The organism is Kitasatospora sp. NPDC032121 (assembly GCF_055580145.1).
Genome location: NZ_JBVILX010000008.1, coordinates 265,242 through 291,809 on the forward strand (window position 1 = coordinate 265,242; position 26,568 = coordinate 291,809).

The following is a 26,568-nucleotide window of genomic DNA, read 5'->3' on the forward strand; positions in this document are numbered from 1 at the left end:
GGTCCCACGTCGAGCAGAGTGTGACGTCCCTGATCGGGCATATTGAACGAATGCCCTGATCAGACGTCCTGATCGAGCGTTCTGATCGAACGGGGGAGCGAGACAACCGTGGACGGCATCCCACCCGAGCGCATGGTGACCGACTCCTGGCCCGCCCTGCACGGCCGCCCGGTCCTACGGCGCACCGTCGCCGTCGGGCTGGTGCTCTGCGTGTCCGTCGCCGCCGCCCTCGTGGTGCGCGGCGTCAACGCGCTCACCGCCGGTACCGCCGGCCGCGAGACCGACCGCGACCGCGCCGAACGCCTGGCCGGCCTCCACCCGTCCCAGCACCCCGGGGTCGGCCGCTTCTACGTCCCGGTCGGCGCCGTCTACACCCACACCTCCGACGGCGCCCCGGTCGCCTACCTGCACTACCGCCTCGGCGGCGGCAGGGCCCCGGGCCTCGGCGACTTCCTCAGCGCCTACGACCTCCCCTCACCCGGCCCGGCCTCGCGGCTCCCGGCCGACCTGGTCGCCGCCCTCGGCGGCGACGAACCGGCCGAGGCCCCGGAACTCCCCGCCTCCCCGCTGCCGCCCGCCGCCACGCCGTCCGCGTCCACCTTCGCCTCCACTCCCACCGAGGGCCCGTCGCCGGAGGCCGACCCAGACAGCCCGGGCGGCACCGCCGGCACCGCGGGAAACCGGGCGGACCCTCTCACCGCCCCCGCGGACCCCGCCGCCCCGACCCCGGCCGTCGCCCCCGCCGCCGACCCGGCCCCCGACGAGCCCACCGCCGACGACCCGGCCCCGATCCCGACCCCCACCCCGACCTGGACCCCCACCCCCAGCCCCACCGCCGTCCCCACCCGCACCACCACCGCCCGCCGCATCTACGTCGCCACCATCCCCGGCGGCCTGCCCGGCGCCGCCGACATCTACATCCGCGCCACCGGCTGACCCACCGCCAGGGCCCGGGTGTCGCCGTCCGAGCAGCCCGTTCATCCCCACAGCCGACCGACGCGCACACGCACACGCACACGCCTGCGCCCCACCGGGACGGACTCGGCGGGGCGCAGGCGTGTGGCGGCGTGGTCAGCGGGTGGTGGCCGGTGTGGGGTGGGGTGTGGGGGCAAGAGGTGCCGCGGGGGGCGTGGGGGCGGGCGTCGAGGCCGGCGTGCGGCGGGCGGGGGCCTGGCCGACGAGCATGGCGGCGAGGGCGAGGAGGAGGCCGAGGAGCTGCCAGGGGGTGAGGGTCTGGCCGAGGACGAGGAGGCCGCCGAGGGTGGCGACGACCGGGTTGATCAGGCCGAGGAAGGAGGCCGGGCCGGCGCCGAGGTGCTCGATGCCGCGGAACCAGAGGAAGTAGCCGAGCGCGGTGCCGAACAGGCCGAGGTAGGCGAAGCCGGCCAGGTTGGCGGCGCTCAGCGCGGGCGGCGCGCCCTCGACCAGGGCGGCGAGCGGGACGAGGAAGACCGAGCCGGCCAGGAGCTGCCAGGCGGTGAGGTCGAGCAGGGTGGCGCCCTCGGGGCGGCCCCAGCGGCGGGTCAGGACGGTGCCCATGGCCATCAGCGAGATCCCGGCGACCATCGCGGCGATACCGACGCCGTCCAGCCGGGCGCCGCTCTTGAGCACCAGCAGGGCCACTCCGCCGACCCCGACCAGTCCGGCGACCACCGCCCGTCGTCCGGGCCGCACCCGCAGCACGCCGATCGAGAACCCGGCGACGAGCAGCGGCTGGATCGCCCCGATGGTGGCGGCGACGCCGCCGGGCAGGCGGTAGGCCCCGACGAACATCAGCGGGAAGAACAGCCCGATGTTGAGCATCCCGAGTACGGCCGCGCGCCCCCACCAGCGCCCCTTGGGAAGTCGGCGGCCGATCAGCAGCAGGAGCAGCCCGGCCGGGAGCGCGCGGAGCGCGGCGAGCAGCAGCGGGCGGCCCTCGGGCAGCAGCTGGGTGGTGACGAGGTAGGTGGTGCCCCACGCGGCCGGGGCGAGTGCGGCGGTGACGGCGATCCCCGCGCGCTTGCGGTCCATGACGGCCATGGCTTCCCCCTGAACGTTGATTATCTGAACGTTGAGATACTTTCTACGCCCGGGATCGGCGAACGTCAAGTATGTGAATGTTAAGATATCTAGGTTGGACAGGCGGGTCCGGACGGCCTCGGGCGGTCGCGGACAGACGGCTCCGGGAGGGCGGCGGACATGCAGCAGCGCGACACCGTGGACGACATCGTCGAGCAGTGGGCCCGGGCCCGCCCCGACCTGGACGCCGGCCCGATGGCCCTGATCGGCCGGCTGCGGCGGCTCAACGTCCGGGTCGACAACGCCCTGCGCGAGTACTTCAGCGCCTGCGGCCTGGACTCCTCCGAGTTCGACGTGCTGGCCACCCTGCGCCGCTCCGGCGAGCCGTACGAGCTCAACGCCCGCGCGCTGCTCAAGTCCGCGATGGTCACCTCCGGCGCCATCACCAACCGCGTCGACCGGCTGTCCGCCAAGGGCCTGGTCGAACGCAACCCCTGCCCGAGCGACCGCCGCGCCGTCCTGGTCCGCCTCACCCCGGCGGGCAAGGAGCTGATCGACGGCGCCCTGGCCGGCCACGTCGCCAACGAGGAGCGCATCCTCTCCGCCCTCGACGCGGAGGAGCGCACCCGGCTCGACACCCTGCTGCGCAAGCTCCTCGTCGCCCACGGGGACACCGAGCCGCTCCTCTGAATCGGGCCGCCGGCCGGATCGGGCGTCCGGTTCGGGCCGCCGTCCGGATCGGGCCGTCCGAGTCGGCCCGGCCTGGGCCGCCAGGGGCTGCGCTAGCGGGCCGCACCGACGGGGCCGCGCGCCGGGCGGCGTGTCCAGGCGCGTCCCGACCGCGTTATCCCCTGCGGAAGCCCACCGGAGGAGAGGCCCCGATGAAGAAGACCCCCAGGGACATCGCCGTCGACGACCAGCTGCGTGCCGCCGGGGCCGAGGGCGCCCAGTGGCTCACCGCCTCCGGATGGGGGCCGCCGGTCAGGGTGCCGGTGCAGAAGGCCGCGAAGTGGCAGCAGGAGACCCGGGCCCGGATGCTGGCGTCGCAGCAGGACGAGTCCTGCACGTGGTGCGACCACCTGCTGTACGGCGGCCCGCAGCCCGTCGTCGTGCACGCGGAACACCCGACCCACCTGGTCTGCCGCGCCTGCTCGATCGCCGCCCGGCCGCGCCGCGTCTGCCTGGACTGCGGGGAGCCGGCCTCCTCCGCGTCCCCGGCCGACGGGCGCGAGGACGTCTTCATGGGCGCGGTGGCGATCTACACCCGGCTGCGCTGCGCCGCCTGCCACCGGTCCGACCCGCTCAACGGCACCTTCGGCAGGCGGGCCTGACGCGGCCGCCCCGCAGGCCGCTCAACGTCGCGCGACCAGCGCGTACCGCTCGTCGTCCACCGGGCCGCCCCACAGCTCGGCCTCCCCGGCGAGCGGCTCGACCCGTAGCTGGGACACCAACGGCCGGACGGCCGCGGCCAGTTCCTCCGCCCCGACCCCGCCGCCCCACGGCAGCCGCCCCGCACCGGCCGGGTACGGCGGCGGGACGTCGGCGGCCCGCCCGGCCTCGCGCCAGCGACCCTCGACCAGGACCAGCCGGCCGCCGGGCCGCAGCAGTCGCACCCAGGCGCGCAGCGCCCGCTCGGGCTCGGGGAGCGTCCAGAGCAGGTGGCGCGACAGCAGGACGTCGAAGCTTCCGTCGCGGAGCGGCGGCGCGCCCGCGTCGCCCACCAGGAAACGCGCCGTCAGCCCCGCCGCGACCAGCTTCGCCCTGGCCCGCCCGACCATCCGCGGCGCCAGGTCCACCCCGGTGACCCGGTGCCCGTCCGCCGCGAGCAGCAGCGCCAGCGACCCGGTGCCGCACCCGACGTCCAGCACGTCCGCCGGCCCACCCGGCACCCACCCCCGCACTCGCCGCACCCACGCCGTCCGTACCGGCCCCGCCCGCAACCCGTGGTCGGGCTCCTGGTCGAAGGCCGCGGCGGCCGCGTCCCAGTACTCGGCAATGGCCCGTCGGCCGGAGTCACCCATGGCACGCATCATCGCAACACCCACCGACATGCGTGGCCTGGTGACCCCATCGCGATGGACTGCGGAACGTGTTCCGAACTGCCGTCGAGCCATGTCGACTCCCACCGTGGCGTTCTCGGAGTCGTCGAAGAACTTCGAACGTGTGGCGGACACCGTGGAGCGGGCCCAGCGCGTGCACGTCACGCGGCGGGACGGCGAGAGCCCTCGCGGATCCGGAACCGACGGCCGAGCTCACCGGGCCCCTGCCCGGTGACGATCAGGGCGAGGTGGCCGAGCCGTGAGCTGCCGCCGTGGGAGTACGAGGTGACCACCGGCGGCCGGGTGCGGTAGGTCGTGGACGAGGCGGCCCGCGCCGTCCACCTCGCCTACGACCCGCCGCCCCGGCACGCGAGGGACACCGACGCACAGCCTCTGACCCGGCCTCGACGCCGACACCCCGTGGTGTGCGTGCTCTTCGGCCCCGGGACTGCGTGCCCCCTCACCCCGTCTCGCCCAGGGCCGGTGGCTGCCAGCCGTACGTCGGGGCCGAGCGGCTCAGCAGGGCGCGGGCGGGGAGGAGGCCGGCGAGGGTGAGGGCGGCGGTGCGCAGGCCGGTGGCGGCGGGGGAGCGGAGGGCGACGAGGTCGCCGATCCGGCGGGAGCCGGCCACCACGGCGGTGGTGCGGGGGAGCCGGGCGGCGGTGTAGGAGGGCAGGGCGGCGGCCGGGTCGGTACCGGGGGTGAGCAGGGAGGCGAGGACGACGGCGTCCTCGATGGCCTGGCAGGCGCCCTGGCCCTGGAAGGGGCACATCGCGTGGGCGGCGTCGCCGAGGAGGGCGACCCGGCCGTGGTGGTGGGCGGGCAGCGGGTCGGCGAGGTCCCAGACGTCGTGGCGCAGGACGTGCTCGGGCTCGGCCAGCGCGAACAGCTGCGGTACCGGGGCGCACCAGTCGCCGTACCGGCGCAGGAGTTCGGCCCGCTCGTCCCCGTCGGCGGCCCGCTCGCCGGCCGGGGCGAGGGCGGCGCCGTAGACGTAGACCCGCCCGTCGGCGAGCGGGACGATCCCGGCGAGGCATCCGCGGCCCCACACCTCGCCGGCGGCGGCCGGGCGGCGGTCGGGGGTGACGACGGCGCGCCAGGTGGTGAAGCCGCTGTAGCGGGGGCCGGGGTGTCGGGGGAAGAGCCGGCTGCGGGTCGCGGAGCGGATGCCGTCGGCAGCGACGACCAGGTCGGCCGTCTCCTCCCCGTCGGTGGTGCGGACGACGGCGGGCTCGGTGGGGCCGCCGGGGGTGACGAGGGCGGCGGGCGAGCCGGTGCGGACGGTGCCCTCCGGGAGCGCGTCGACCAGGGTGTCGATGACGTCGGCGCGGGCGACGGCGGCGATGGTGTCGCCGAAGTAGGCCTCGAACACCGTGGTGCTGGTGCGGGCCAGCCAGCGGCCGGAGGGGTGGCGCAGTCCGATGGCGGGGTGTGGGGTGGCGAGGGCGCGCAGGCGCTCGCCGACACCGAGCCGGTCGAGGGAGCGCAGGGCGTTGGGGGCCAGGGCGAGCCCGGCGCCGACGGGTTCGAGGGAGTCGGCGCGCTCGTGGACGCGGACCGGGACGCCCCGGCGGTGGAGGGCGAGGGCGGCGGCGAGACCGCCGATGCCGCCGCCGATGACGATCGCCTGCCGACTGCTCTGTGGGCTGCCCACGGGAGGGCTCCTCTCCTTGCACTACGTCCGTAGTGTGCGTCTGCCCAGCACCGTACTACAGATGTAGTCCACTGGAAACTACTGCTGTAGTGGTTTGGGATCGTCCGAGGAGAGAGGCCATGATCGGACCCATGACGCCCCCGCGCCCCACCCTGATCGCCGACGCCGCCATCACCCTGATCGCCGAACGCGGCCTGCGCGGGCTGACCCACCGCGCCGTGGACGAGGAGGCCGGACTGCCCTCAGGCTCGACCTCCAACCTCGCCCGGACCAGGGCCGCCCTGCTGGAACTCGCGCTCACCCGGATCGTCGAGCGGGAGACCGAGGACCACCCGGTCCTCGCCGTGGAGCCCTCCGCCGCGGCGTCGCCCACCCCCGCCTGCGCGCGGGACCTCCTCGTCCGGGTCGGCGCCGACCTGCTGCACCAGGCACTCACCACCGGCCGCCGGCTCACCCTGGCCCGCATGGAACTCGCCCTGGAGGCCACCCGGCGGCCCGAACTGCGCGCCGTCTACGACCGGCTGGGCGGGCGCTTCGCCGACATCGCCGCCGCGCTGCTCGCCCGGAGCGGCTCGGCCGCCCCGACGGCGGACGCCCGGCGCCTGATCCGCTGGTGCGACGGCGTCCTGTTCAACGCGACGGCGGGCAGTGGGCACTGGCACGTCCCGTCGCCGGAGGAACTGCGCGACGAGGTGGCGTCCTACCTCGCCGCGCTGCTCGACCGGGAGTAGCCCGCGGCCCTACGCGGGGGTGCCGGCCCGCCCGTCCGCCGACCCGTCCGACGAGTCGGCGGCCGCCACCCGTGCCGCCACGGCCCGGGCACAGTCCGCCGCGGCCGCCCGCGAGCTGTCCACCACCAGGTCGTACGCGACCCCCCGGTGCACCGCCTCCGCCTGCGCGGCGGCCATCCCGGCCACCCGGTCGCCGCGTGCGGCCTCCCGCCGCGCGGCCACCGCAGGATCGCAGCGCACCCCGACCCAGAGCACGTCCAGGCCCTCCAGCGCCGCCCGCCAGCGGGCCTGTGAAGCCGCGCCGCCGAGGAACACCTCGTCCACCACGATCCGGGCCCCGGCCCGGGCCATCGCCGCCACCCCGAGCGTCCAGGCGGCGTCCAGCGCGGCGAACGCCGGTCCGACCTCGACCGTCCCGTCCCCGCCCTCCAGCCCGCCGATCCCCTCGCCGCCGCTGCGCAGCGAGGGTGGCAGTGCCTCGACCATGGTGTCCGTTCCGAGGTGCAGCCAGGGATCCGGCAGCAGCTCCTGCAGGCATCGCGCGATGCTCGACTTGCCGGAGCTGGACCCGCCGTTGAGGACGATCACATGCATGCGCGCAGCCTAGGCCCGGACACCGCACGGTGTCGCGGCGTTATTCGCCGGGGGCGCACCCGCCGCGGCGCTATCCGCCGAAGGTCGCACCCGCCGTAGCGTTATCCGCCGAAGGTCGCACCCGCCGTAGCGGCCCCCGCCGCGAAGGCCGCCGCCGCGGCCGTGAAGGAGGACGCCAGCGCCGGTGCGCCCGCCCAGTGCAGGTGCAGGTAGGAGGCGTGCACGTTGCCGCCGGCGAAGCCCTCGGTGCGGGGGCCGGTCGGCAGGCGCCAGCCCCAGGCGGGGAGTTCGCCCGCGCCGGGCTCGCAGACGGTGCGGTGGAACTCGTGGCCGCGCACTCGGGTGCCGGCCGGGGCGAGGGGGGAGTCGTGCAGGGCGACCGCCTCCCGGTAGCCGAGGGTGAGCCGTTCGGTCATCCGGGCGTCGGCGGCCAGTACGCCGCACATCGGCAGACCGTCCAACTCCCGCCCCAGGTAGAGCAGCCCGGCGCACTCGGCGGCGATCGGCCCGCCCGCGGCGGCGAACGCGGCGATGGCGTCGCGCAGCGGGGCGTTGCCGCTCAGCTCGCGGACGTACAGTTCCGGGAAGCCGCCGCCGACCACCAGGCCGGCCGTCCCCTCGGGTAGGGCCGAGGCGTGCAGCGGGTCGAACGGGACCACCTCCGCGCCCGCCGCGCCGAGCAGTTCGGCGTTCTCGGCGTACGAGAAGGAGAAGGCCGCGCCGCCCGCCACCGCGATCCGCGGCCGGCCGGCCACCGGGGCGACCTCGGCCGACGGGTCCCACGGTTCGGCGTCCAAGTCCGGTGCCGTCCGGGCGAGTTCGAGCAGGGCGTCCAAGTCGACCGAGGAGGCCACCAGTTCACCCATGTCGGCGACCGCCTTGAGGGCCTCGGCCGAGCGTTCCACCGCGGGGATCAGTCCGAGGTGGCGGGACGGCGTGGCGATCGCCGCCGAGCGGCGCAGCGCGCCCAGCACCGGTACGCCGGAGCCCTCCTCCAGTGCCTCGCGCAGGAGTTGCTCGTGCCGGTCGGAGGCGACCCGGTTGAGGATCACCCCGGCGAGCCGCACCTGCGGGTCCCAGGAGGCGAAGCCGTGCACCAGCGCGGCCACCGAGCGGGACTGCGAGGAGCCGTCGACCACCAGCACCACCGGCGCCCGCAGCAGCTTGGCGACGTGCGCCGTCGACGCCAGCTCGCCGCGCCCGGAGGCCCCGTCGAACAGGCCCATGACCCCCTCGACCACCGCGACGTCCGCCCCCGCCGCGCCGTGCAGGAACAGCGGCGCGATCCGCTCCGGCCCGCACAGGAAGGCGTCCAGGTTGCGGCCCGGGCGTCCGGCGGCGAGCGCGTGGTAGCCCGGGTCGATGTAGTCGGGGCCGACCTTGTGCGGCGACACCGCCAGCCCGCGCGCGGCGAGTGCCGCGATCAGGCCGGTGGCGACGGTGGTCTTGCCGGCGCCCGAGGAGGGCGCGGCGACCACGAGGCGGGGAACGGTGCGGGGGGCGAGGCGGGGGGCGGTGCCGGGGGCGGTGTTCAACGGTCTACCACTCGATGCCGCGCTGGCCCTTGCGGCCGGCGTCCATGGGGTGCTTGACCTTGGTCATCTCGGTGACCAGGTCGGCGAATCCGGTGAGCGCCTCGGGCGCGTACCGGCCGGTGATGACGACGTGCTGGCTGCCCGGGCGGTTCTCGAGCACGGACACCACCTCCTCCGGGTCGATCCACCCCCAGTGCATCGGGTAGGTGAACTCGTCCAGCACGTAGAAGCGGTAGGTCTCGGCCGCGAGGTCCCGCTTGACCTGCTCCCAGCCCTCCTTGGCCGCCTCCTCGCTGGACATCTCCTGCTCGGCGGAGCGCTGGATCCAGGACCAGCCGGAGCCCATCTTGTGCCAGTCGACGGTGCCGCCCTCGCCGGAGGCGCCGAGCACGCGCAGCGCGTTCTCCTCGCCGACCTTCCACTTGGCGGACTTCACGAACTGGAACACCCCGACCGACCAGCCCTGGTTCCAGGCCCGCAGTGCCATGCCGAACGCGGCCGTGGACTTGCCCTTGCCCGGGCCGGTGTGCACGGCGGTGATCGGCTGCGTGCGGCGCTGACGCGTCGTCAGGCCGTCGTCGGGGACGCTCTCGGGGACACCCTTGGGCATGTCGGCTCAGGCCGCCTTTCGCATCGTGGTGGTCGCGCGGTTCGCGGATCGGTTCGCGGAGTGGTTCGCGGAGTGGTTCGTGGAACGGTTCTCGGACCGGTTCGTGGGTCGGCTCGTGGAGCGGTTCTCGCGGACGAGCGAGGCGACGCCCTCGGGGCGCAGTTCGTCCAGGCTGACGGCGGTGCCGCCGAGCAGCCCGGCCAGGGTACGGGCCAGACCCAGGCGGACCGGGCCGGACTCGCAGTCCAGCACCACGCTCGCCGTGCCCTGCGCCGCGAACAGCGCGGCCGCGCGCTGGGACTGCGCCAGCGCGTCCCGCCCACCGGTGGCCCGGCCGTCGGTCACCACGACCAGCAGCGGGCGCCGGTCCGGATCGCGCAGCCGCTCCACCCGCAGCACCTCGTGCGCCCGCAGCAGGCCGGCGGCCAGCGGGGTCCGTCCGCCGGTGGGCAGCGACTCCAGCCGGGCCGCGCCGACCTCCACCGAGGAGGTGGGCGGCAGCGCCAACTCGGCGCCCGCGCCCCGGAAGGTGATCATGCCGATCTTGTCGCGGCGCTGATAGGCGTCCATCAGCAGCGACAGCACCGCGCCCTTGACGGCGGTCATCCGCTGCCGGGCGGCCATCGAGCCGGAGGCGTCCACCACGAACAGCACCAGGTTGGACTCCCGCCCCTGGCGCACCTGTTCGCGGAAGTCGTCCTTGCGCAGCAGCAGGGCCCGCCCGCTGCGCCCGCGCGCCGCCTGATGCGGCGCGGCGGCCTGGAGGGTGGCGGTCAGGTGCAGCCGGCCGAGCGCGCCCTGCGGGCGGCGGGCGCGGATGGTGTGCCCGCCGGTGGTCTCGGCGGGGGAGCGGCGGCCCTGGGCGCCGCGCCCGGTGCCCTTGACGGTGAACAGCCTGGTCCGGTACGGGTCCCCGGCGGCGACCGGCGCCGACTCCCGTGCGGGGGCCGGGTGCTGGGCCGGTACGGGCGGCTGCGCGGGGGCTTCGGCGCCCTCGGTGGCGGGCGCCTCGGGAGCGGGCGCCTCGGGCGAGTGGGCCTCGGGGCCGCCGTCGGACGGCTCGGGTGCGCCGCCGCCGTCAGGGCCGCCGCCCTCGGGTCCGCCGTCGGGGCCGCCGTCCTCCGGCCCCCCGCCCGGCCCGCCGTCGCCGTCGCCGTCCGGGCCGGGCCCGTCGCCCTCGGGCTCCGGGTCGTCCTGCCCGGCGTGCTCCTCCAGGGTGCGGTCCAGCTGCTCCTCGTCCAGCCCCGGCGCGTCGAAGGGGTTGCGGCGGCGCCGGTGCGGCAGCGCCAGCCGGGCGGCCCGTCGGACGTCCTCCTCCAGCACCTCGGTGCGCCCGTCCCAGGCGGCCAGCGCGACGGCGGTGCGGGCCATCACGATGTCCGCGCGCAGTCCGTCCACCTCGAACGCCGCGCACACGGCAGTGATCTGACGCAGCGCCACATCGGTGAGCTCGACCGCCGGCAACAACTCCCGGGCCGTGGTGATGCGTTCGGCGAGCGCCCGCTCCTCCCCGGCGAACCGCGCAGCGAAGCCCGCCGGGTCCGCGTCGTAGGCGAGCCGGCGGCGGACCACCTCGGCGCGCTCGACCGGGTCCCGGGTGGCGGCGATCTCGACGGTCAGACCGAACCGGTCGAGCAGCTGCGGCCGCAGCTCGCCCTCCTCCGGGTTCATGGTGCCGACCAGTAGGAACCGGGCCGCGTGCCGCACCGACACGCCCTCGCGCTCGACGTACGAGCGCCCCATCGCGGCGGCGTCCAGCAGCAGGTCCACCACGTGGTCCTGGAGCAGGTTCACCTCGTCGATGTACAGCACGCCGCGGTGCGCCCTGGCGAGCAGCCCTGGCTCGTACGCCTTGACGCCCTCGGCCAGTGCCCGCTCCAGGTCCAGCGAGCCGACGATCCGGTCCTCGGTCACGCCGACCGGCAACTCGACCAGCTGGGACGGACGTTCGGACGCGGACGGGGCGACGTGCGGCCCGTCCGGGCACTGCGGGTCGGGTGCGGCCGGGTCGCAGGCGAAGCGGCAGTCGTCCACGGTGGCGATGGACGGCAGCAGGCCGGCCAGCGCGCGCACCATGGTCGACTTCGCGGTGCCCTTCTCGCCGCGCACCAGCACGCCGCCCACGGCCGGGGAGACCGCGTTCAGCAGCAGCCCGAGCCGCAGGTCGGCCATGCCGACGATCGCGGTGAACGGATAGCGGACGTCGGTCATGCGTCACTCCCAGGGGCCCCGGGCGGGAGGAACGGCAGCGATCCGGCCGCCGGCACCCCGCCCTCGATCAGCTTCCACAGCGCGTCGGTGTCCGCGTGCTCCTCGATCAGGTCGCCCAGCCGGTCCAGCCGGGCCTCGCGCGCCGCGGCGAAGGAGGTGTCCGGCGCCGGGACGAACGCCCGCCCGGACAACTCGGCGACCTCGCGCAGGAGTTCGCGACGGAATCCGTCGTTCTCCAGCGCGCCGTGCCAGGTCGTGCCCCAGACCGCGCCCACCCGGCAGCCGTCCAGGAAGGCGTCCCCGCCCTCGACCGTCACCACTCCGTGGTGGATCTCGTAGCCCTCGACCCGCTGCCCGTACGCCTCGCCGACCGGGCGGGCCAACACCTTCTCTGCGCCGAACCGCACGTGCGTCGGCAGCAGCCCGAGGCCCTCGACGGCGCCCGCCTTCGACTCGACCTCGTCCACGATCGAGTGCGCCAGCATCTGGTAGCCGCCGCAGACCCCGAGGACCGGCAGGCCGGCCGCCGCCCGCGCCCGCAGGGCCGGCTCCAGGCCGCGCTCGCGCAGCCAGGCGAGGTCCGCGACGGTGGCCCGGGTGCCGGGCAGCACCACCAGGTCGGCGTCGGCCAGCTCCTCCGGCCTGGTCGCCCAGCGCACCAGCACGCCCGGCTCCTGCACGAGCGCGTCCACGTCGGTGAAGTTGGACAGCCGGGGGAAGCGCACCACGGCCACCCGCAGCACGTCCGCGCCGAGCGGCCCGGGCCCGTCCGCCCGGTCCACCACCGTGGACAGGTCCAGCGAGTCCTCGGCGTCCAGCCAGAGCCCGGGCAGCATCGGCAGCGTGCCCAGCACCGGACGGCCGGTCAGCTCGCGCAGCATGTCCAGTCCGGGTGCCAGCAGGCGCGCGTCGCCGCGGAACTTGTTGACGAACCAGCCCGCCACGTGCCGCTGGTCCTCCGCCGACAGCAGCGCCAGCGTCCCGTACATCGCCGCGAAGACCCCGCCCCGGTCGATGTCCCCGACCACCACCACCGGCAGGGCGGCGGCCGTGGCCAGGCCCATGTTGGCGATGTCGCGGTCGCGCAGGTTGATCTCGGCGGGCGAGCCCGCGCCCTCGCAGACCACCACGTCGTAGCGGCGGCGCAGGTCGGCCAGGCACTCCAGGGAGCGCTCCAGCAGGACGGGCTTGCGCTCGCGGTAGTCCAGCGCGCCCACCTCGGCCACCGGCCTGCCGAGCAGCACCACCTGGCTGCGGCCGTCCGCGCCCGGCTTGAGCAGCACCGGGTTCATCGCCGCCTCCGGCTCCACCCGGGCGGCCTGTGCCTGCATCGCCTGGGCGCGGCCGATCTCGGCGCCGTCGGAGGTGACGAAGGAGTTCAGCGACATGTTCTGCGCCTTGAACGGCGCGACCCGCACGCCCTGGCGGGCGAGCCAACGGCAGATCCCGGCCGTCACCACGCTCTTGCCCGCGTCCGAGGTCGTCCCCGCGACCAGCAGTGCGTTGCTCATCCCCGTCCCCTCATCCTCGGCAGCAGTCGCTTCGCCGGCACCCGTTCCGTCAGCACCCGTTGCGTCAGCGCACGTTTCGCCAGCACCCGTTTCGCCAGCATCCGCAGCAGGACGTGCCCCGCGACCGTCGTACCCAGCGCCAGCGCGCCCACCCGCCGGGAGAGCGCGCAGGCCCGCTCGATGTCGTCCACCGTCACCGGCCGCAGCTCCGCGCCCAGGACCGGCCGGTTCTCCACGCGCTCGCCGTACCGCAGCGTCCCGCCCAACCGGACGCCCACCGCGCCGGCGAACGCCGACTCGGCCTGGCCCGCGTTCGGGCTCGGGTGCGCGGAGCCGTCGCGCCGCCAGACCCGCCAGGCCGTCCGCGGTTCGGGCGCGGCGGCCACCGTCAGCAGGGCCGTCAGCCGGGCGCCCGGCCAGCCCGCCAGGTCGTCCAGCCGGGCCGAGGCCCAGCCGAACCGGGCGTAGCGCGGCGAGCGGTGGCCCACCATGGCGTCCAGGGTGTTCACGGCGCGGAAGGCGAGCAGGCCGGGCGTGCCGGCCAGGGCGCCCCAGGTCAGCGCGTTGACCACGGCGTCGGCGGTGTTCTCCGCCACCGACTCGACCACCGCCCGGGCGATCTGCTGCCCGTCCAGCGCGCTCGGATCCCGCCCGCACAGGTGCGGCAGCCGTTCCCGCGCGGCCGTGAGGTCGCCCGCCGCCAGCGAGCGGCCGATGGTGCGCGCCTCCCGGGTCAGCGAGGTGCCGCCGAGCACCGTCCAGGTCGCGGCCGCCGCCAGCGCCGCCCGGCCCAGCGGGCGCCGGCCCACCGTACGGTCCAGGGCGAGCGCGCCCGCCGCGACCGCGCCCACGCACAGCGCCGTGTACCCGGCCCCGGCGGCGCGGCCGTCGCGCCACAGCCGCCGCTCCAGCCGGGTCGCGGCGCTGCCGAAGACGGCCACCGGGTGGCCCCGGCGGGGGTCGGCGAAGCGGGCGTCGGCGGCGTAGCCCGCGGCGGCGCCGAGCGCGAACGCGGCGGCGCGGGTCAGCGGGCGGCGCACGGAAGGGGAAGGCGCGGGCGGGATCATCGGTCGCACGGCGGAAGGCAGCTCGGGGTCGGGCAGGGCGGGGCAGCCTGCATCGCGTGCGTGTCCTCACTCAGGGTCCGCGCCCTGGATCGACGTGACGGCGGCGAGAGTCTCCTGGCTTCCGGGTCGAACGCACCCTCGGAGCCTTCCAGCGGCCGTCGACGGCCCGCCGTGGCGATGTTCCGAGCGTGCTCCCCGGTGACAGTGGCGGGACCGCGCCGGACTTCCACCGGCTTCCTCTCCATGCCTCCGTTTGGCCCCAGGATCCCATCACGGGCCCGAACCGGGAGTCAACCGAGGTCACGGAGGGGTTGGTCACACCCGGACGCCGCTGACGCCCCGTGGGACCGGCCGGCGCGGCGGGCCGAGGACGGGGCCTGCCGCTGCCCTCGTCCTCGTCCTCGGCCTTCGTCTTTCCGCCGGCCCGCCGTCCTCGCCACCCGTCTGTGGCGCCACCTCGGCAGAGCCAGGGCCGCCGGCTCCTCGGCAGGGCCGGTCCGCCGCCCGGGTGACCCGGACGGCCCAGCCCGGTGGCCGGGCGGGCGGGGCGCCGGTGAACTGGTGTCCGAACACCGTCCGGTCCGTGAGGCACGAGAGCGGGGAACGAAATGCGTTGGGGAACCGCAGCCGTCGTGGCGGCCGCCGCGGTCGGGGCCGCCGTGCTGGTGATCGGCCGTCGGGCATCCGAGCGGATGGTCCGTCCGGTGACCACTGTTCAGGAGTCCGCTCCGGTCGTGGTCCTCGGCCTCGCCCCCGGGCGGGTCACCTTCACCCGCGGCCCCGGGAGCCTGCGCCCCGGCCGCTGGGCGGTCGAGTGGGCGGACGGCGGTCACGCGGTCGTCGAGGAGGTCCTGCACAGTGACGAGCAGGAGGTCACCCGCCGGCTGGTCCGCGCCGACCGGGGCACCCTCACCCCCGGCACCGAGGTCCGCTTCACCCCGCGGGTCCACCTCGGCGACCCCACCGAGGCGCTCGGCCTCGCCTTCGCCGACACCGCCGTCGACGGCGAGCTCGGCGCCCTTCCCGCCTGGCAGCTCGACGGCAAACGCGGCACCTGGGTGATCCTGGTGCACGGCCCCGAGGCCGACCGTCGGCAGACCCTCCCCGTGCTCCCCGTCCTCGACCGGCTCGGCCTGCCCGCCCTCGCCGTCACCTACCGCGGCGACCGGGGCGCCCCCGCCTCCCCGGACGGGCTCAGCCACTTCGGCGAGACCGAGTGGCGCGACGTCGAGGCGGCGATACGGCTGGCGCTGCACAGCGGCGCCGGCAACGTGATCCTCTACGGCTGGTCCCTCGGTGCGACCATGGTCCTCCACACGGCGGCCCGCTCCGCCTGGTCGCACGCCGTCCGGGGCCTGGTCCTCGACTCACCCGTGCTCGACCTCCCGGCCTCAGCCCGCCGGGACGCCGCCCGCTCCGGCTTCCCGGGCGTCGCGGCGGAGCTCGGCGCCCTCGCCGCCGAGGGCCGGACCGGCGTCGACCTCGCCGACTTCGGCCGCATCGCCGAGGGTGCCGACCTGCGGGTGCCCACCCTCCTCCTGCACAGCCCCGAGGACCGGATCGCCCCCTTCGGCGCCGTCCAGAAGCTGGCCGCCGCCCGCCGCGACGTGGTCAGCCTCCAGGCCTTCCCCGGCGCCGACCACGCGACCCTCTGGAACAGCGCCCCCGAGCGCTATGCCGAGCTCCTCCGCCGGTGGCTCACTCCGCTGCTCTAGCCGCCCTCCGCGCGAGCCCTTCCGCTCGAGCCGTTCCGCGCGAGCCGTTCCGTGCGAGCCTTTCCGCGCGAGCCGTTCCGTGCGAGCCTTTCCGCGCGAGTCCTGCCGTACGAGCCGTTCCGCGTGAGCCCCCCTCTCCGCGCGGGGCGCTTTCGGCCGGGTCCCGTCGGTTTTTCCGCTCGGCTTCCCCCCGTCTACGAATGAACGTTTCTCCCATTACGTCGAGCGCGCACGAGAAGTCGGCCCGTCCGACTTCTCGTGCAGCACGATCCCCCCGCCCCCGCCCGCCATCCGTCCGGATTCGGGCTGGACAGCCCGGCCGGAAGTCGGGGGAGGGGATTGCCCGTGCGAAATCCGGCGCGTCGTCAGGGGCAATAGTTGGCCCGATCCCTTACCCCCCACCCGTACGCACGGTGACCGGTCGAGTATTCCCGGCAACCGATGCGCCCGGGATGGCATGGGCAGGCCATACGTTTCCGGCCAGGCGGTTTGCCGCTGTTGCCCGATCTTGCGGAGGTGCCGCCGCCGCTCGCCCGGTCGTACGGACAACCGGATGTGACAGAAGGCCGGTACAAGGGGAAGACTGCTCGACGTGACGTCTCGGAACCCGCGCGACCGTGATGCCCCGCTCCCGCCGACGATCGGTACCGGTGCGACGGTGACCCGTCTCCCCGGAACGGCCCAACGGCCCGCCGGTGGCAGGCCGGGCGGGGCGGGTGTCCCCCGTAACGGAGTACCCCGGCGACGGGGGCCGGCTCCGGCTCCCGGGCGGGGTCGGGTTCCCGTGCCGGAGGGCTTCCCGGCACCCGCCGAGCTGGCGCCGCTGGCCCGCCGGATGCTGGTGGACGCCGTCCGGGTCGCCCGCTGGGCCGGCGAGCTGGCCGAGGTCGACAAGCGCGGCGAGCTGCTTCCCGAGGACGCCCGTGCGGCGGGCCGGGCGCTGGCCATGACGGTCGGCGCCGCCGCCAAGGCATGGGGGCAGGCGCTGCTGGTGGGTCTGGTCGAGGCCCGGGACGGCGGAGCCGGCCCCGGCTGGCGCCTGCACGCCTGGGAGCACGACGACGAGGCCGTGGTGCGCGGCTGGTCGGCGCTGTTCGACGCCTGGACCCTGCTCGCCCCGGTGCCGCCCGCCGCGCTGCGCGGCGTGTTCGCCGTACTCGCCGGGCAGGCCGTGGACCAGGCTCCGCAGCTGCTCTCCTTCCTGCACCTGGTGGACGGCCCGGTCGCCGAGAGCGAGCTGCTGGAGCTGCTGCGCCGCGGGCTGGACGAGCGCCGGGTCGGCGCGGGCCTCGGCGGCCCGGGCCTGTCGCCGGTGCCGCACGCGGCCTCGGCCGTCTCCGCCGTCCGCGGCACCTGCCGCGCACCGCAGATCGACACCCCGGCCGCGCCCTCGGACGTGGCCGCCGTCCTGGACTGGATGCTGGACGGCCTGGCGGCGGTCGGCGCCCTGGTGCGCAGGAACGATGCCGCGGAGCTGTCGCCGCTCGGCCACTGGGCGGTGCGGGCCAAGCTGGAGGAGATCTGCACGGTCGCCCAGACCGCGGCCGGGCACATCGAGCAGAGCGCCTTCGAACTGCTGAACGCCTGCGCCGACTACTCGCCGGGCCCGGCCCGCGCCGAGTTCCGCGCCTGGGTCGCGGCCCGTCCGGCGGACCGCGCGGTGGGCGAGCTGCTGGAGGCCGCCCGGGGCGACGACGCGCTGGTGCGCGGCCTGGCCTTCGAGGCGCTGCGGGTGGCCGGAGGGCCGGCCGAGCAGGCGGTGCGCGCCGCCGTGGACGCGCCGGTGCTGCGCCCCTACGCGCTGCTGTGGCTGGCGGAGCGCGCGGACGAGGGCGTCTCCCCGGCGGACGTGCTGGGCGCGGAGGACGCGGCCTGGCTCTGGGTGGACACCGCGGCCGCGGTGCTCGACCACGGGGAGACCGAGTTGCTGGTGGGCCACGTCGAGGGCGCCTCGGCGGGCGACCCGGTGCGGCTGTTCGCCCGGGCCCGGCAGTCCGGGCACCCGCGGGCGGCCTCGGTGCTGACGGCGGTCTCCGGCGTGCACCCGGACCCGGGCGTGGCCCGGGCGGCCCGTCGTTCGGCGTTCAGCGTGCACACCGGTGGCGCCTGATTTTTATGACATTTGAGATGGAGTTCGTCGTCCACGGCGACGGTGGCTCCGTCGTGAACCGACCGCGCCTCCGTCGTTCACGTCGTCGTCAGGCACCGACCGCGTCTTGGGCGCCCGCACCCGAGGCGGTCGAGCGTCGTGAAAAGTCATAAGAGTCAGGGCCCGGAACCAAGAGGTTCCGGGCCCTGACTCTTATGACTTTTGCGGGGAATCAGCCGATCCGAGACTCAGCCCGCCGAGCGCGGACGTCGCCGACCTTCTGCCCCACCTTGCGGCGGATGACCAGCAGCGGTGCCATCGCGGCGAGCGTGATCTGGGCGAACGCCCCGACGTGCATCAGGTTGTCGCCACCGGGCAGCCCGGTGGCCCAGGCGGCCAGGCAGCCGATGGAGACCACGATCCAGCAGAGCGTGGCGGTGGCCAGCAGCCCCTGCGGCTTCGGGTACTCGATCCGGCTGACCATCAGGTACGCGGCGCCGAAGATGGCGAGCAGGCCGGGCAGGAACGGCGGATCGAGCAGCACGATGGCGATCACCGTCATCGCGCCCATCGGGCAGGGCATGCCCTGGAACACCCCTGGCCGCATCTTGACGGCCGAGAAGCGGGCCAGCCGCAGGACCACCGCGAGCAGCACCGTGATCGCGATGAGCGCCGACAGCTTGGTGTTGGACCCCTGGGAGACCATGCCCCAGACCGCGACGAAGTAGGCCGGCGCGATGCCGAAGCTGATCAGGTCCGCCAGGTTGTCCAATTCCGCTCCGAGGGCGGAGGAGCGCAGCTTGCGCGCCACCAGGCCGTCGAAGAGGTCGCACATCGAGCCGATCAGCAGCAGCGTCACCGCGGTGGCGGCGCTGTGCCGGTCCGGAGCGGCGTCCGGGTTGGTGATGTGGGGGACCAGGACCCCGGTGGTGATCGAGTAGATCGCCAGGAAGCCGCAGACGGCGTTCCCCAGGGTCAGGAAGTCGGCGGTGGACAGGTGCTGAGGAGAGCGCGGGGCGCGCAGCTCGCGGTCGCGCGCCCAGCGGCGGCGCCGCAGGGCCGTCTCCTCGTCGTCCAGGCCGACGATTGTTTCAGGATCAGTCACGGTCAAGGCGCGTCACCCCGGCTGTGGTCTTCTGGCCGACCTCGACGCCGACCTCGACGCCGGCCGGCAGGTAGGTGTCGACCCGGGACCCGAACCGGATCAGGCCGATCCGGTCGCCCTGCTCGACCTTGGTTCCGGCGTCCACGTACGGCACGATGCGGCGGGCCACGGCCCCCGCGATCTGGACCATCTCGATGTCGCCGAGCTCGGTGTCGAAGTGCCAGACGACCCGCTCGTTCTGGTCGCTGTCCTTGTTGAACGCGGGGACGAAGCCGCCCGCGACGTGCTCGACCGACGTCACCGTGCCCGGCAGGGGCGCGCGGTTGACGTGGACGTTCAGCGGGCTCATGAAGATCGCGACCCGGGTGCGACCGTCCGGCCAGGCGTCGATGCTCTGCACCACGCCGTCGGCGGGGGAGATCACTCTGCCCGTGCCGATCTCACGCTCGGGGTCGCGGAAGAACCACAGCATGCCCGCGCTGAGCGCGCAGGCGGGTACCGCCGCCAGGGCCCACTTGCCGCTGCGCCGGGTGAGGGCGGTGGTCACGGCGGCCGTGGCGAGGGTGGGGACGAACCAGGGGGTGGCTCCGCGCGCGATGGTCACGCGGGGTCGCCGACCGGCCGTCGGGGCTGCGAGGGCATCGCGGTCCGTGACGGAGGTGTGAGGGGACGGGCTGATGGGCATCGAAGACCTTTGTCGCGGGGGATCATGGCCGCTGGACGGGGGCCACCGCGGGATCGGTAATAGAGGGACGGCTTGCTGTCCCGGTGGATGCTATCGGGAGCACACGGTGGGTGGGCAACCCGCCTGCTCGTTCATGTGTCCGGTGGCGGCGCGTATGCGCGTCCACCCCTACGACCGTAGCTCGACCCGGTCCGGTTCCCAAGGGACCGGACGGGGCTGGTGACACTTGTCTCAGCGGGTACGCCGACGGAACCCGTCGGGCGAAACGGCCGTAGCGGCCGGAAGTGGGTGTGCGGAAGCGGCCGCAGGGCGTGTCGTTGCAGCTGTACGCCCTGCGGCCGCTTTTGGAGGGCCGTGCCGGACCCAGGCGGACCAGGCCGGGCCCGTGACGGGGCACGGCGCTCCGCCGGGACGGGCCCGCACGCCCGTCGACCGGCGGTTCGAGGGGCCGCCCCGCGACGTGGTCCGTCGGCGGGCGGCCCGGGGATCAGTCGGCGATCCGGTACTCCTCGAGGAGCCGGCGTCCGACGATCATCTTCTGGATCTCCGCAGTACCTTCACCGATGAGCAGCATCGGGGCCTCGCGGTAGAGGCGCTCGATCTCGTACTCCTTGGAGAAGCCGTAGCCGCCGTGGATGCGGAAGGCGTCCTCGACGACCTCCTTGCAGTACTCGGAGGCGAGGTACTTGGCCATGCCGGCCTCGAGGTCGTTGCGCTCGCCGCTGTCCTTCTTCCGGGCGGCCATGACCATCATCTGGTGGGCGGCCTCGACCTTGGTGGCCATCTCGGCGAGCTTGAACTGGATCGCCTGGTGCTCGGCGATCTTCTTGCCGAAGGTGGAACGCTGCTGGGCGTAGGAGATGCCGAGCTCGAAGGCGCGGCGGGCGACGCCGCAGCCGCGGGCGGCGACGTTGACGCGGCCGACCTCGACGCCGTCCATCATCTGGTAGAAGCCGCGGCCCGGGACGCCGCCGAGGATGCGGTCGGCCGGGATGCGGACGTCCTGGAGGACCAGCTCGGTGGTGTCGACGCCCTTGTAGCCCATCTTCTCGATCTTGCCGGGCACGGTCAGGCCGGGAACCTTGGGGTTCGGCCCGAAACCGGCCTCCTTCTCGATCAGGAAGGTGGTCATGTTCTTGTACGGGGTGTTGCCGCCCTCGTCGGTCTTGCAGAGGACCGCGACGAGGGTGGAGGTGCCGCCGTTGGTGAGCCACATCTTCTGGCCGTTGAGGACGTAGAAGTCCCCGTCCTTGACGCCCTTGGTGGAGATGGCCGAAACGTCGGAGCCGAGGCCCGGCTCGGACATCGAGAAGGCGCCGCGGATCTCGCCGGCCGCCATCTTCGGCAGGAAGTAGTCCTTCTGCTCCTGGGTGCCGTGGGCGTTGATCATGTGCGCCACGATGAAGTGGGTGTTCACGATGCCGGAGACGGACATCCAGCCGCGGGCGATCTCCTCGACCACCAGGGCGTAGGTGAGCAGCGACTCGCCGAGGCCGCCGTACTCCTCGGGGATGGTGAGGCCGAACAGGCCGAGCTGCTTCATCCCCTCGACGATGGCGGTCGGGTACTCGTCCTTGTGCTCCAGCTCGGTCGCGACCGGAATGATCTCCTTGTCGACGAAATCCCGCACGGTGGCGAGGATGTCCCGCTGGATCTCGGTGAGGCCGTCGGTCTGTGCGAGGCGTCCCATCGTGCGGCTCCGAAAGGTCTGAGGGTCTGCGGAAAGTCGGGGAATCCCCGGGGGGGGGATTGCGGGGGCCCTGCCGGCGTGGCTGCGGCAGCAGGGCCCCCGGTACCGGGTGGGGCGCGGCCGATGACGGCGGCCTGCCCGTCCGGGGTCTCTCGAGGGGGCCCGCCCCGGAAGGAGGGCTCCCTATAAAGGGGAGAGGTGGACCAAAGGGGAGAGGTGGACCTGGGAAGGGGGAGCGGCTCAGGCGAGCGGGGTCGGACGGCCGGGCTGCTCGCCGCCGCGCTCCTTGGTGTACGTCTCGGTCGGCACCATCACCTTGCGGCGGAAGATGCAGACGACCGTGCCGTCCTGCTTGTACCCCTTGGTCTCGACGTACACGATGCCGCGGTCGTCCTTGGACTTGGACGGCCACTTGTCGAGCACGGTGGTCTCGCCGTAGATGGTGTCGCCGTGGAAGGTCGGCGCGACGTGGCGCAGCGACTCGATCTCCAGGTTGGCGATCGCCTTGCCGGAGACGTCCGGGACGGACATGCCGAGCAGCAGCGAGTAGATGTAGTTGCCCACCACGACGTTCTTGCCGAAGTCCGTCGTCTTCTCCGCATAGTTGGTGTCCATGTGGAGCGGGTGGTGGTTCATGGTGAGCAGGCAGAAGAGGTGGTCGTCGTACTCGGTGACCGTCTTGCCGGGCCAGTGCTTGTAGACCGCGCCGACCTCGAACTCCTCGTAGGTGCGTCCGAACTGCATGGCGTGGGCCCTCAGCTTTCCGGGATCTCGAACTTGGTGGTGCGCTGCATGCCCGCGGCGCGGCCCTTGCCGGCGATGACGAGCGCCATCTTGCGGCTGGCCTCGTCGATCATCTCGTCGCCGAGCATCGCGGAGCCCTTGGCGCCGCCCGCCTCGGAGGTGCAGTAGTCGTACGCGTCGAGGATCAGCTCGGCGTGGTCGTAGTCCTCCTGGGCGGGCGAGTAGATCTCGTTCGCGGCGGAGACCTGGTCCGGGTGGAGCACCCACTTGCCGTCGAAGCCGAGGGCGGCCGAGCGGCGGGCGACCTCGCGGTAGCCCTCCTGGTTGCGGATCTGGAGGTACGGGCCGTCGATCGCCTGGAGGTCGTTGGCGCGGGCGGCCATCAGGATGCGCATCAGGATGTAGTGGTAGGCGTCGGCACCGTAGCCGGGCGGCTGCTCGCCGACGACCAGCGACTTCATGTTGATGGAGGCCATGAAGTCGGCGGGGCCGAAGATGATGGTCTCCAGCCGGGGCGAGGCCTCGGCGATGGCGTCGACGTTGATCAGGCCCTTGGCGTTCTCGATCTGCGCCTCGATGCCGATGCGGCCGACCTCGAAGCCCATGGTCTTCTCGATCTGGGTGAGCAGCAGGTCGAGCGCCTTGACCTGCTCGGCGTCCTGCACCTTGGGCAGCATGATGCAGTCGAGGTTGGTGCCGGCACCCTCGACGACGGTGATCACGTCGCGGTAGGTCCAGTGCGTGGTCCAGTCGTTCACCCGCACGACGCGGGTCTTGCCGCCCCAGTCGCCGTTGTTGAGTGCGTCGACGATGTTGTGGCGCGCGCTCTCCTTGACCAGCGGGGCGCAGGCGTCCTCCAGGTCGAGGAAGACCTGGTCGGCCGGCAGGCCCTGGGCCTTCTCCAGGAAGCGCGGGTTGCTGCCGGGCACCGCGAGGCAGGAGCGGCGCGGGCGCAGACGGTTGACTGCAGTCATAAGAATCGAGGGTTCCTTCCCAGTGGTCAGCTGGTCAGCTGGTCAGTTCGTGGCCGCGGTCGGTGCGGGCGTCCACGGCTGGAGCTTGTTGGCCAGCCGGATCTCGTCCACGATCCGGCCGATGATGGTCGTGATGCCGAAGTCCTTCGGGGTGAACACGGCGGCGACGCCGGCGGCCTTGAGGGCCTCGCCGTCCGCTGCCGGGATGATGCCACCCACGATCACCGGGACATCCTCCACCCCGGCGCGGCGCAGCCGCGTCAGCACGTCGGGCACCAGCTCGCTGTGCGCGCCGGAGAGGATGGACAGGCCCACGCAGTGCACGTCCTCCGCGACGGCGGCGGAGACGATCTGCTCCGGGGTCAGCCGGATGCCCTGGTAGACCACCTCGAACCCGGCGTCGCGGGCCCGGACGGCGATCTGCTCGGCGCCGTTGGAGTGCCCGTCCAGGCCGGGCTTGCCGACCAGCAGGCGCAGCTTGCCGGCGCCCAGCTCCTCGGCGGTCGCGGCGACCGCGGCGCGGACCTGCTCCAGCTCGCCGCCCGGCTCGGCGGCCACCGCGACGGGGGCGCCGCCGACGCCGGTGGGCGCGCGGTACTCGCCGAACACCTCGCGCAGGGCGAAGGCCCACTCGCCGGTGGTGACGCCGGCCCGGGCGCAGGCGAGCGTGGCCGGCATCAGGTTGGCCTCGGTGGCGGCGACGGTCTTGAGCTCGGCCAGCGACTCCTGGACGGCGGCCTCGTCGCGCTCGGCGCGCCAGGCCTCCAGGGCGGCGAGCACGGACTGCTCGGAGGCCGGGTCGACCACCATGATCGCGCTGTCGAGGTCGGCGGTGAGCGGGCTCGGCTCGGTGGTGTCGAAGCAGTTCACCCCGACGATCTTGTCCTCGCCGGACTCGATCCGGGCCCGGCGGGCGGCGTGCGAGGCGACCAGGTTGGACTTCAGGTAGCCGGACTCGACGGCGGGAATCACCCCGCCCATCTCCAGCACCTTGGCGATCTCGGCCTCGGCGCCGGCCAGCAGCTCCTCGGTCTTGGCCTCGACCACCTCGGAGCCGTTGAAGATGTCGCCGTACTCCAGGAGGTCCGACTCGTACGCCAGCACCTGCTGGATGCGCAGCGACCACTGCTGGTCCCAGGGCCTGGGCAGGCCGAGCGCCTCGTTCCAGGCGGGCAGCTGGACGGCCCGGGCGCGGGCGTCCTTGGAGAGGGTGACGGCCAGCATCTCCAGGACGATCCGCTGGACGTTGTTCTCCGGCTGGGCCTCGGTCAGGCCGAGCGAGTTGACCTGGACGCCGTAGCGGAAGCGGCGCTGCTTGGGGTCGGTGACGCCGTAGCGCTCCAGGGTGACCTTCTCCCACAGCCGGGCGAAGGCGCGCATCTTGCACATCTCCTCGACGAAGCGCACCCCGGCGTTCACGAAGAAGGAGATCCGGGCGACCACCTCGCCCATCCGCTCGGCCGGCACCTGGCCGGAGTCGCGCACCGCGTCGAGCACCGAGATGGCGGTGCACATCGCGTAGGCGATCTCCTGGACGGGCGTGGCGCCGGCCTCCTGCAGGTGGTAGCTGCAGATGTTGATCGGGTTCCACTTGGGGATGTTGCCGACCGTGTAGGCGATCATGTCGGTGATCAGCCGTACCGACGGGCCGGGCGGGAAGACGTGCGTCCCGCGCGACAGGTACTCCTTGACGATGTCGTTCTGGGTGGTGCCGGTGAGCGTGGCGATGTCCGCGCCCTGCTCCTCGGCGACCACCTGGTAGAGCGCCAGCAGCCACATCGCGGTGGCGTTGATCGTCATGGACGTGTTGGTCCGTTCGAGCGGGATGCCGTCGAACAATGTGCGCATGTCGCCGACGTGGCCCACCGGGACGCCGACCCGGCCGACCTCGCCGCGGGCGAGGACGTGGTCGGAGTCGTAGCCGGTCTGGGTCGGCAGGTCGAAGGCGACGGACAGGCCGGTCTGGCCCTTCGCCAGGTTCCGCCGGTAGAGGGCGTTGGAGTCGCTCGCGGTGGAGTGGCCGGCGTAGGTGCGCATCAGCCAGGGGCGGTCGCGCTTCTGGGGCTCGGTCATCAGACGTTCCTGAAGCGGTTGATGGCGGGCAGGTGCTTCTCCCGCAGCTCGTGGTCGGTCACGCCCAGGCCCTCCTCGGGGGACAGGCAGAGCACGCCGACCTTGCCCTGGTGCTTGTTGTGGTGCACGTCCAGGGCGGCCTGGCCGGTCTCCTCCAGGGAGTAGACCTTGGAGAGGGTCGGGTGGATCTTGCCCTTGGCGATCAGGCGGTTGGCTTCGAAGGCCTCGCGGTAGTTGGCGAAGTGCGAGCCGACGATCCGCTTGAGCGACATCCACAGGTACCGGTTGTCGTACTGGTGCATGTAGCCGGAGGTGGAGGCGCAGGTGACGATGGTGCCACCCTTGCGGGTGACGTACACCGAGGCGCCGAAGGTCTCCCGGCCCGGGTGCTCGAAGACGATGTCCACGTCCTCGCCGCCGGTGAACTCGCGGATCTTCGAGCCCAGGCGCTTCCACTCGCGCGGGTCCTGGGTGTTCTCGTCCTTCCAGAACCGGTAGCCCTCGGCGGAGCGGTCGATGATCGCCTCGGCGCCCATGGCGCGGCAGATCTCGGCCTTCTGGTCGCTGGAGACCACGCAGATCGGGGTGGCGCCGCCGGCGAGCGCGTACTGGGTCGCGTACGAGCCGAGGCCGCCGCTGGCGCCCCAGATCAGCACGTTGTCGCCCTGCTTCATGCCGGCGCCGTTGCGCGAGACCAGCTGGCGGTAGGCGGTGGAGTTGACCAGGCCCGGGGAGGCGGCCTCCTCCCAGGTGAGGTGCTTGGGCTTGGGCAGCAGCTGGTTGGTCTTCACCAGGGCCAGCTGGGCCAGGCCGCCGAAGTTGGTCTCGAAGCCCCAGATGCGCTGTTCCGGGTCCATCATCGTGTCGTTGTGGCCGTCCGCGGACTCCAGCTCGACCGAGAGGCAGTGCGCGACGACCTCGTCGCCCGGCTTCCAGGCGTTGACGCCGGCGCCGGTGCGCAGCACCACGCCGGCGAGGTCGGAGCCGACGACGTGGTACGGCAGGTCGTGGCGCTTCGTCAGCGGCGACAGCCGGCCGTAGCGCTCCAGGAAACCGAAGGTGGAGACCGGTTCGAAGATCGAGCTCCAGACGGTGTTGTAGTTCACCGCGCTGGCCATGACGGCGACCAGCGCCTCGCCGGGGCCCAGCTCGGGCAGGGCCACCTCGTCGAGGTGAAGGGACTTGCGGGGGTCCTTGTCGCGGCTGTCGAGGCCGGCGAACATCTGCTCCTCGTCCTTGTGGAGCGTCACCGCTCGGTAGGACTCGGGGAGCTTGATCGCCGCGAAGTCCGCCGACGTGCTGTCGGTGCTGAGGATCGCGTCGAGGATTTCCTGCATGGCTGCCTCCGAAGGCGTACCTGTGTGAGGGGCACAGGGCGTCTGGGGGAGCCGGGAGCGGACACCGGCTTCGCTGAGGTGGGTGGTGGGCGGGTCAGGCTGGGCGCCCGGGTGGACCGGGCCGTGCTGGCTCTGCTCCCGGGGTGTGGGAACGCCGGACGACGGCGCGCCGAGGTGGGGAGCCGCGGCGCCGCGACCGGTGA

At 74.0% G+C, this 26,568-nt stretch carries 22 protein-coding genes and 1 riboswitch; of the genes, 6 read left to right on the top strand and 16 right to left on the bottom strand.

The genetic code is table 11. The features are described 5' to 3' along the window. Positions 1 to 108 precede the first annotated feature (108 nt). The gene (locus ACZ5OX_RS22195; protein ID WP_465632242.1) at positions 109 to 936 is read left to right on the top strand and encodes a hypothetical protein; all 828 of its coding nucleotides are present in this window, start codon (positions 109 to 111) and stop codon (positions 934 to 936) included. Positions 937 to 1,071: 135 nt separating this feature from the next. Here ACZ5OX_RS22195 and ACZ5OX_RS22200 read toward each other — a convergent pair whose 3' ends face one another. Further along, complete coding sequence (locus ACZ5OX_RS22200) at positions 1,072 to 2,022, bottom strand: EamA family transporter (protein ID WP_465632244.1); 951 nt, start codon at positions 2,020 to 2,022, stop codon at positions 1,072 to 1,074. A gap of 159 nt (positions 2,023 to 2,181) precedes the next feature. Between ACZ5OX_RS22200 and ACZ5OX_RS22205 the strand changes: the two genes are divergently transcribed. Further along, complete coding sequence (locus tag ACZ5OX_RS22205) at positions 2,182 to 2,691, top strand: MarR family winged helix-turn-helix transcriptional regulator (RefSeq protein WP_465632246.1); 510 nt, start codon at positions 2,182 to 2,184, stop codon at positions 2,689 to 2,691. Positions 2,692 to 2,882: 191 nt separating this feature from the next. Continuing rightward, positions 2,883 to 3,332 (top strand): hypothetical protein, encoded by a 450-nt coding sequence (locus ACZ5OX_RS22210; RefSeq protein WP_465632248.1) that lies wholly within the window; start codon positions 2,883 to 2,885, stop codon positions 3,330 to 3,332. A gap of 21 nt (positions 3,333 to 3,353) precedes the next feature. On the opposite strand, the gene ACZ5OX_RS22215 is transcribed toward ACZ5OX_RS22210, so the two are convergent. Both ACZ5OX_RS22215 and ACZ5OX_RS22220 read right to left on the bottom strand, forming a co-directional pair. Then, entirely contained in the window at positions 3,354 to 4,022 is a 669-nt protein-coding gene (locus ACZ5OX_RS22215; protein ID WP_465632250.1) for a class I SAM-dependent methyltransferase, read from the bottom strand. A gap of 478 nt (positions 4,023 to 4,500) precedes the next feature. Beyond that, positions 4,501 to 5,694 carry an FAD-dependent monooxygenase gene (locus tag ACZ5OX_RS22220; RefSeq protein WP_465632252.1) on the bottom strand — a complete coding sequence of 398 codons (1,194 nt, stop codon included), beginning with the start codon at positions 5,692 to 5,694 and terminating at the stop codon, positions 4,501 to 4,503. A 119-nt stretch (positions 5,695 to 5,813) separates the two neighbouring features. On the opposite strand from ACZ5OX_RS22220, the gene ACZ5OX_RS22225 reads away from it, so the two are divergent. Continuing rightward, entirely contained in the window at positions 5,814 to 6,425 is a 612-nt protein-coding gene (locus tag ACZ5OX_RS22225; RefSeq protein ID WP_465632254.1) for a TetR/AcrR family transcriptional regulator, read from the top strand. A 9-nt stretch (positions 6,426 to 6,434) separates the two neighbouring features. Here ACZ5OX_RS22225 and cpt read toward each other — a convergent pair whose 3' ends face one another. The 6 genes from cpt to ACZ5OX_RS22255 all read right to left on the bottom strand — a co-directional run bounded on the left by cpt (position 6,435) and on the right by ACZ5OX_RS22255 (position 13,953). Next, the gene (gene cpt, locus ACZ5OX_RS22230) at positions 6,435 to 7,013 is read right to left on the bottom strand and encodes a chloramphenicol phosphotransferase CPT (protein ID WP_465632358.1); all 579 of its coding nucleotides are present in this window, start codon (positions 7,011 to 7,013) and stop codon (positions 6,435 to 6,437) included. A 107-nt stretch (positions 7,014 to 7,120) separates the two neighbouring features. Then, the gene (locus tag ACZ5OX_RS22235; RefSeq protein ID WP_465632256.1) at positions 7,121 to 8,554 is read right to left on the bottom strand and encodes a cobyrinate a,c-diamide synthase; all 1,434 of its coding nucleotides are present in this window, start codon (positions 8,552 to 8,554) and stop codon (positions 7,121 to 7,123) included. A gap of 4 nt (positions 8,555 to 8,558) precedes the next feature. Further along, positions 8,559 to 9,164 (bottom strand): cob(I)yrinic acid a,c-diamide adenosyltransferase, encoded by a 606-nt coding sequence (cobO, locus tag ACZ5OX_RS22240; RefSeq protein WP_392878351.1) that lies wholly within the window; start codon positions 9,162 to 9,164, stop codon positions 8,559 to 8,561. A gap of 6 nt (positions 9,165 to 9,170) precedes the next feature. Further along, entirely contained in the window at positions 9,171 to 11,375 is a 2,205-nt protein-coding gene (locus ACZ5OX_RS22245; protein WP_465632258.1) for a putative cobaltochelatase, read from the bottom strand. Then, a complete protein-coding gene (locus ACZ5OX_RS22250; RefSeq protein ID WP_465632260.1) occupies positions 11,372 to 12,886 on the bottom strand; it encodes a cobyric acid synthase in 1,515 nt (504 codons plus the stop codon). Before ACZ5OX_RS22250 ends, ACZ5OX_RS22245 begins: the two co-directional genes overlap by 4 nt. Beyond that, positions 12,883 to 13,953 (bottom strand): cobalamin biosynthesis protein, encoded by a 1,071-nt coding sequence (locus ACZ5OX_RS22255; RefSeq protein ID WP_465632360.1) that lies wholly within the window; start codon positions 13,951 to 13,953, stop codon positions 12,883 to 12,885. The genes ACZ5OX_RS22250 and ACZ5OX_RS22255 overlap by 4 nt, the downstream gene beginning before the upstream one ends. Before the next feature lie 107 nt (positions 13,954 to 14,060). After that, positions 14,061 to 14,193, bottom strand: a riboswitch (cobalamin riboswitch). 464 nt (positions 14,194 to 14,657) lie between these two features. Here ACZ5OX_RS22255 and ACZ5OX_RS22260 point away from each other — a divergent pair. Together ACZ5OX_RS22260 and ACZ5OX_RS22265 are read left to right on the top strand one after the other, a co-directional pair. Next, positions 14,658 to 15,668 carry an alpha/beta hydrolase gene (locus ACZ5OX_RS22260; protein ID WP_465632262.1) on the top strand — a complete coding sequence of 337 codons (1,011 nt, stop codon included), beginning with the start codon at positions 14,658 to 14,660 and terminating at the stop codon, positions 15,666 to 15,668. Positions 15,669 to 16,452: 784 nt separating this feature from the next. Next, positions 16,453 to 17,778 (top strand): hypothetical protein, encoded by a 1,326-nt coding sequence (locus ACZ5OX_RS22265; protein WP_392878342.1) that lies wholly within the window; start codon positions 16,453 to 16,455, stop codon positions 17,776 to 17,778. Between the two features lie 211 nt (positions 17,779 to 17,989). Here the strand turns inward: ACZ5OX_RS22265 and ACZ5OX_RS22270 are convergent, their stop codons facing one another. From ACZ5OX_RS22270 to ccrA, 7 genes are all read right to left on the bottom strand, one after another. After that, complete coding sequence (locus tag ACZ5OX_RS22270) at positions 17,990 to 18,868, bottom strand: CDP-alcohol phosphatidyltransferase family protein (RefSeq protein ID WP_392913973.1); 879 nt, start codon at positions 18,866 to 18,868, stop codon at positions 17,990 to 17,992. Continuing rightward, the gene (locus ACZ5OX_RS22275; protein WP_224280704.1) at positions 18,855 to 19,547 is read right to left on the bottom strand and encodes a phosphatidylserine decarboxylase; all 693 of its coding nucleotides are present in this window, start codon (positions 19,545 to 19,547) and stop codon (positions 18,855 to 18,857) included. The genes ACZ5OX_RS22270 and ACZ5OX_RS22275 overlap by 14 nt, the downstream gene beginning before the upstream one ends. Before the next feature lie 487 nt (positions 19,548 to 20,034). Further along, on the bottom strand, positions 20,035 to 21,237 hold the full coding sequence (locus ACZ5OX_RS22280) for an acyl-CoA dehydrogenase family protein (RefSeq protein WP_392913972.1): 1,203 nt from the start codon (positions 21,235 to 21,237) through the stop codon (positions 20,035 to 20,037). Positions 21,238 to 21,477: 240 nt separating this feature from the next. Continuing rightward, positions 21,478 to 21,981: a MaoC family dehydratase gene (locus tag ACZ5OX_RS22285; protein ID WP_392878334.1), complete on the bottom strand. Its 504-nt coding sequence runs from the start codon at positions 21,979 to 21,981 to the stop codon at positions 21,478 to 21,480. Between the two features lie 11 nt (positions 21,982 to 21,992). After that, complete coding sequence (locus tag ACZ5OX_RS22290) at positions 21,993 to 22,955, bottom strand: HpcH/HpaI aldolase/citrate lyase family protein (RefSeq protein ID WP_392878332.1); 963 nt, start codon at positions 22,953 to 22,955, stop codon at positions 21,993 to 21,995. Between the two features lie 42 nt (positions 22,956 to 22,997). Then, positions 22,998 to 25,028 (bottom strand): protein meaA, encoded by a 2,031-nt coding sequence (locus ACZ5OX_RS22295; RefSeq protein ID WP_465632266.1) that lies wholly within the window; start codon positions 25,026 to 25,028, stop codon positions 22,998 to 23,000. After that, a complete protein-coding gene (gene ccrA, locus ACZ5OX_RS22300) occupies positions 25,028 to 26,365 on the bottom strand; it encodes a crotonyl-CoA carboxylase/reductase (protein WP_465632268.1) in 1,338 nt (445 codons plus the stop codon). Before ccrA ends, ACZ5OX_RS22295 begins: the two co-directional genes overlap by 1 nt. Positions 26,366 to 26,568 lie beyond the last annotated feature (203 nt).

Excerpts from the sequence above, each read along its gene's own strand:
- ACZ5OX_RS22245 (WP_465632258.1), bottom strand. The coding sequence starts at position 11,375 with ATGACCGACGTCCGCTATCCGTTCACCGCGATCGTCGGCATGGCCGAC.
- ACZ5OX_RS22285 (WP_392878334.1), bottom strand. The coding sequence starts at position 21,981 with ATGCAGTTCGGACGCACCTACGAGGAGTTCGAGGTCGGCGCGGTCTAC.
- ACZ5OX_RS22295 (WP_465632266.1), bottom strand. The coding sequence starts at position 25,028 with ATGACCGAGCCCCAGAAGCGCGACCGCCCCTGGCTGATGCGCACCTAC.
- ccrA (WP_465632268.1), bottom strand. The coding sequence starts at position 26,365 with ATGCAGGAAATCCTCGACGCGATCCTCAGCACCGACAGCACGTCGGCG.
- ACZ5OX_RS22290 (WP_392878332.1), bottom strand. The coding sequence starts at position 22,955 with ATGACTGCAGTCAACCGTCTGCGCCCGCGCCGCTCCTGCCTCGCGGTG.
- ACZ5OX_RS22275 (WP_224280704.1), bottom strand. The coding sequence starts at position 19,547 with ATGCCCATCAGCCCGTCCCCTCACACCTCCGTCACGGACCGCGATGCC.
- ACZ5OX_RS22200 (WP_465632244.1), bottom strand. The coding sequence starts at position 2,022 with ATGGCCGTCATGGACCGCAAGCGCGCGGGGATCGCCGTCACCGCCGCA.
- ACZ5OX_RS22280 (WP_392913972.1), bottom strand. The coding sequence starts at position 21,237 with ATGGGACGCCTCGCACAGACCGACGGCCTCACCGAGATCCAGCGGGAC.
- ACZ5OX_RS22255 (WP_465632360.1), bottom strand. The coding sequence starts at position 13,953 with ATGATCCCGCCCGCGCCTTCCCCTTCCGTGCGCCGCCCGCTGACCCGC.
- cobO (WP_392878351.1), bottom strand. The coding sequence starts at position 9,164 with ATGCCCAAGGGTGTCCCCGAGAGCGTCCCCGACGACGGCCTGACGACG.
- ACZ5OX_RS22215 (WP_465632250.1), bottom strand. The coding sequence starts at position 4,022 with ATGGGTGACTCCGGCCGACGGGCCATTGCCGAGTACTGGGACGCGGCC.
- ACZ5OX_RS22250 (WP_465632260.1), bottom strand. The coding sequence starts at position 12,886 with ATGAGCAACGCACTGCTGGTCGCGGGGACGACCTCGGACGCGGGCAAG.
- ACZ5OX_RS22225 (WP_465632254.1), top strand. The coding sequence starts at position 5,814 with ATGATCGGACCCATGACGCCCCCGCGCCCCACCCTGATCGCCGACGCC.
- ACZ5OX_RS22210 (WP_465632248.1), top strand. The coding sequence starts at position 2,883 with ATGAAGAAGACCCCCAGGGACATCGCCGTCGACGACCAGCTGCGTGCC.
- ACZ5OX_RS22205 (WP_465632246.1), top strand. The coding sequence starts at position 2,182 with ATGCAGCAGCGCGACACCGTGGACGACATCGTCGAGCAGTGGGCCCGG.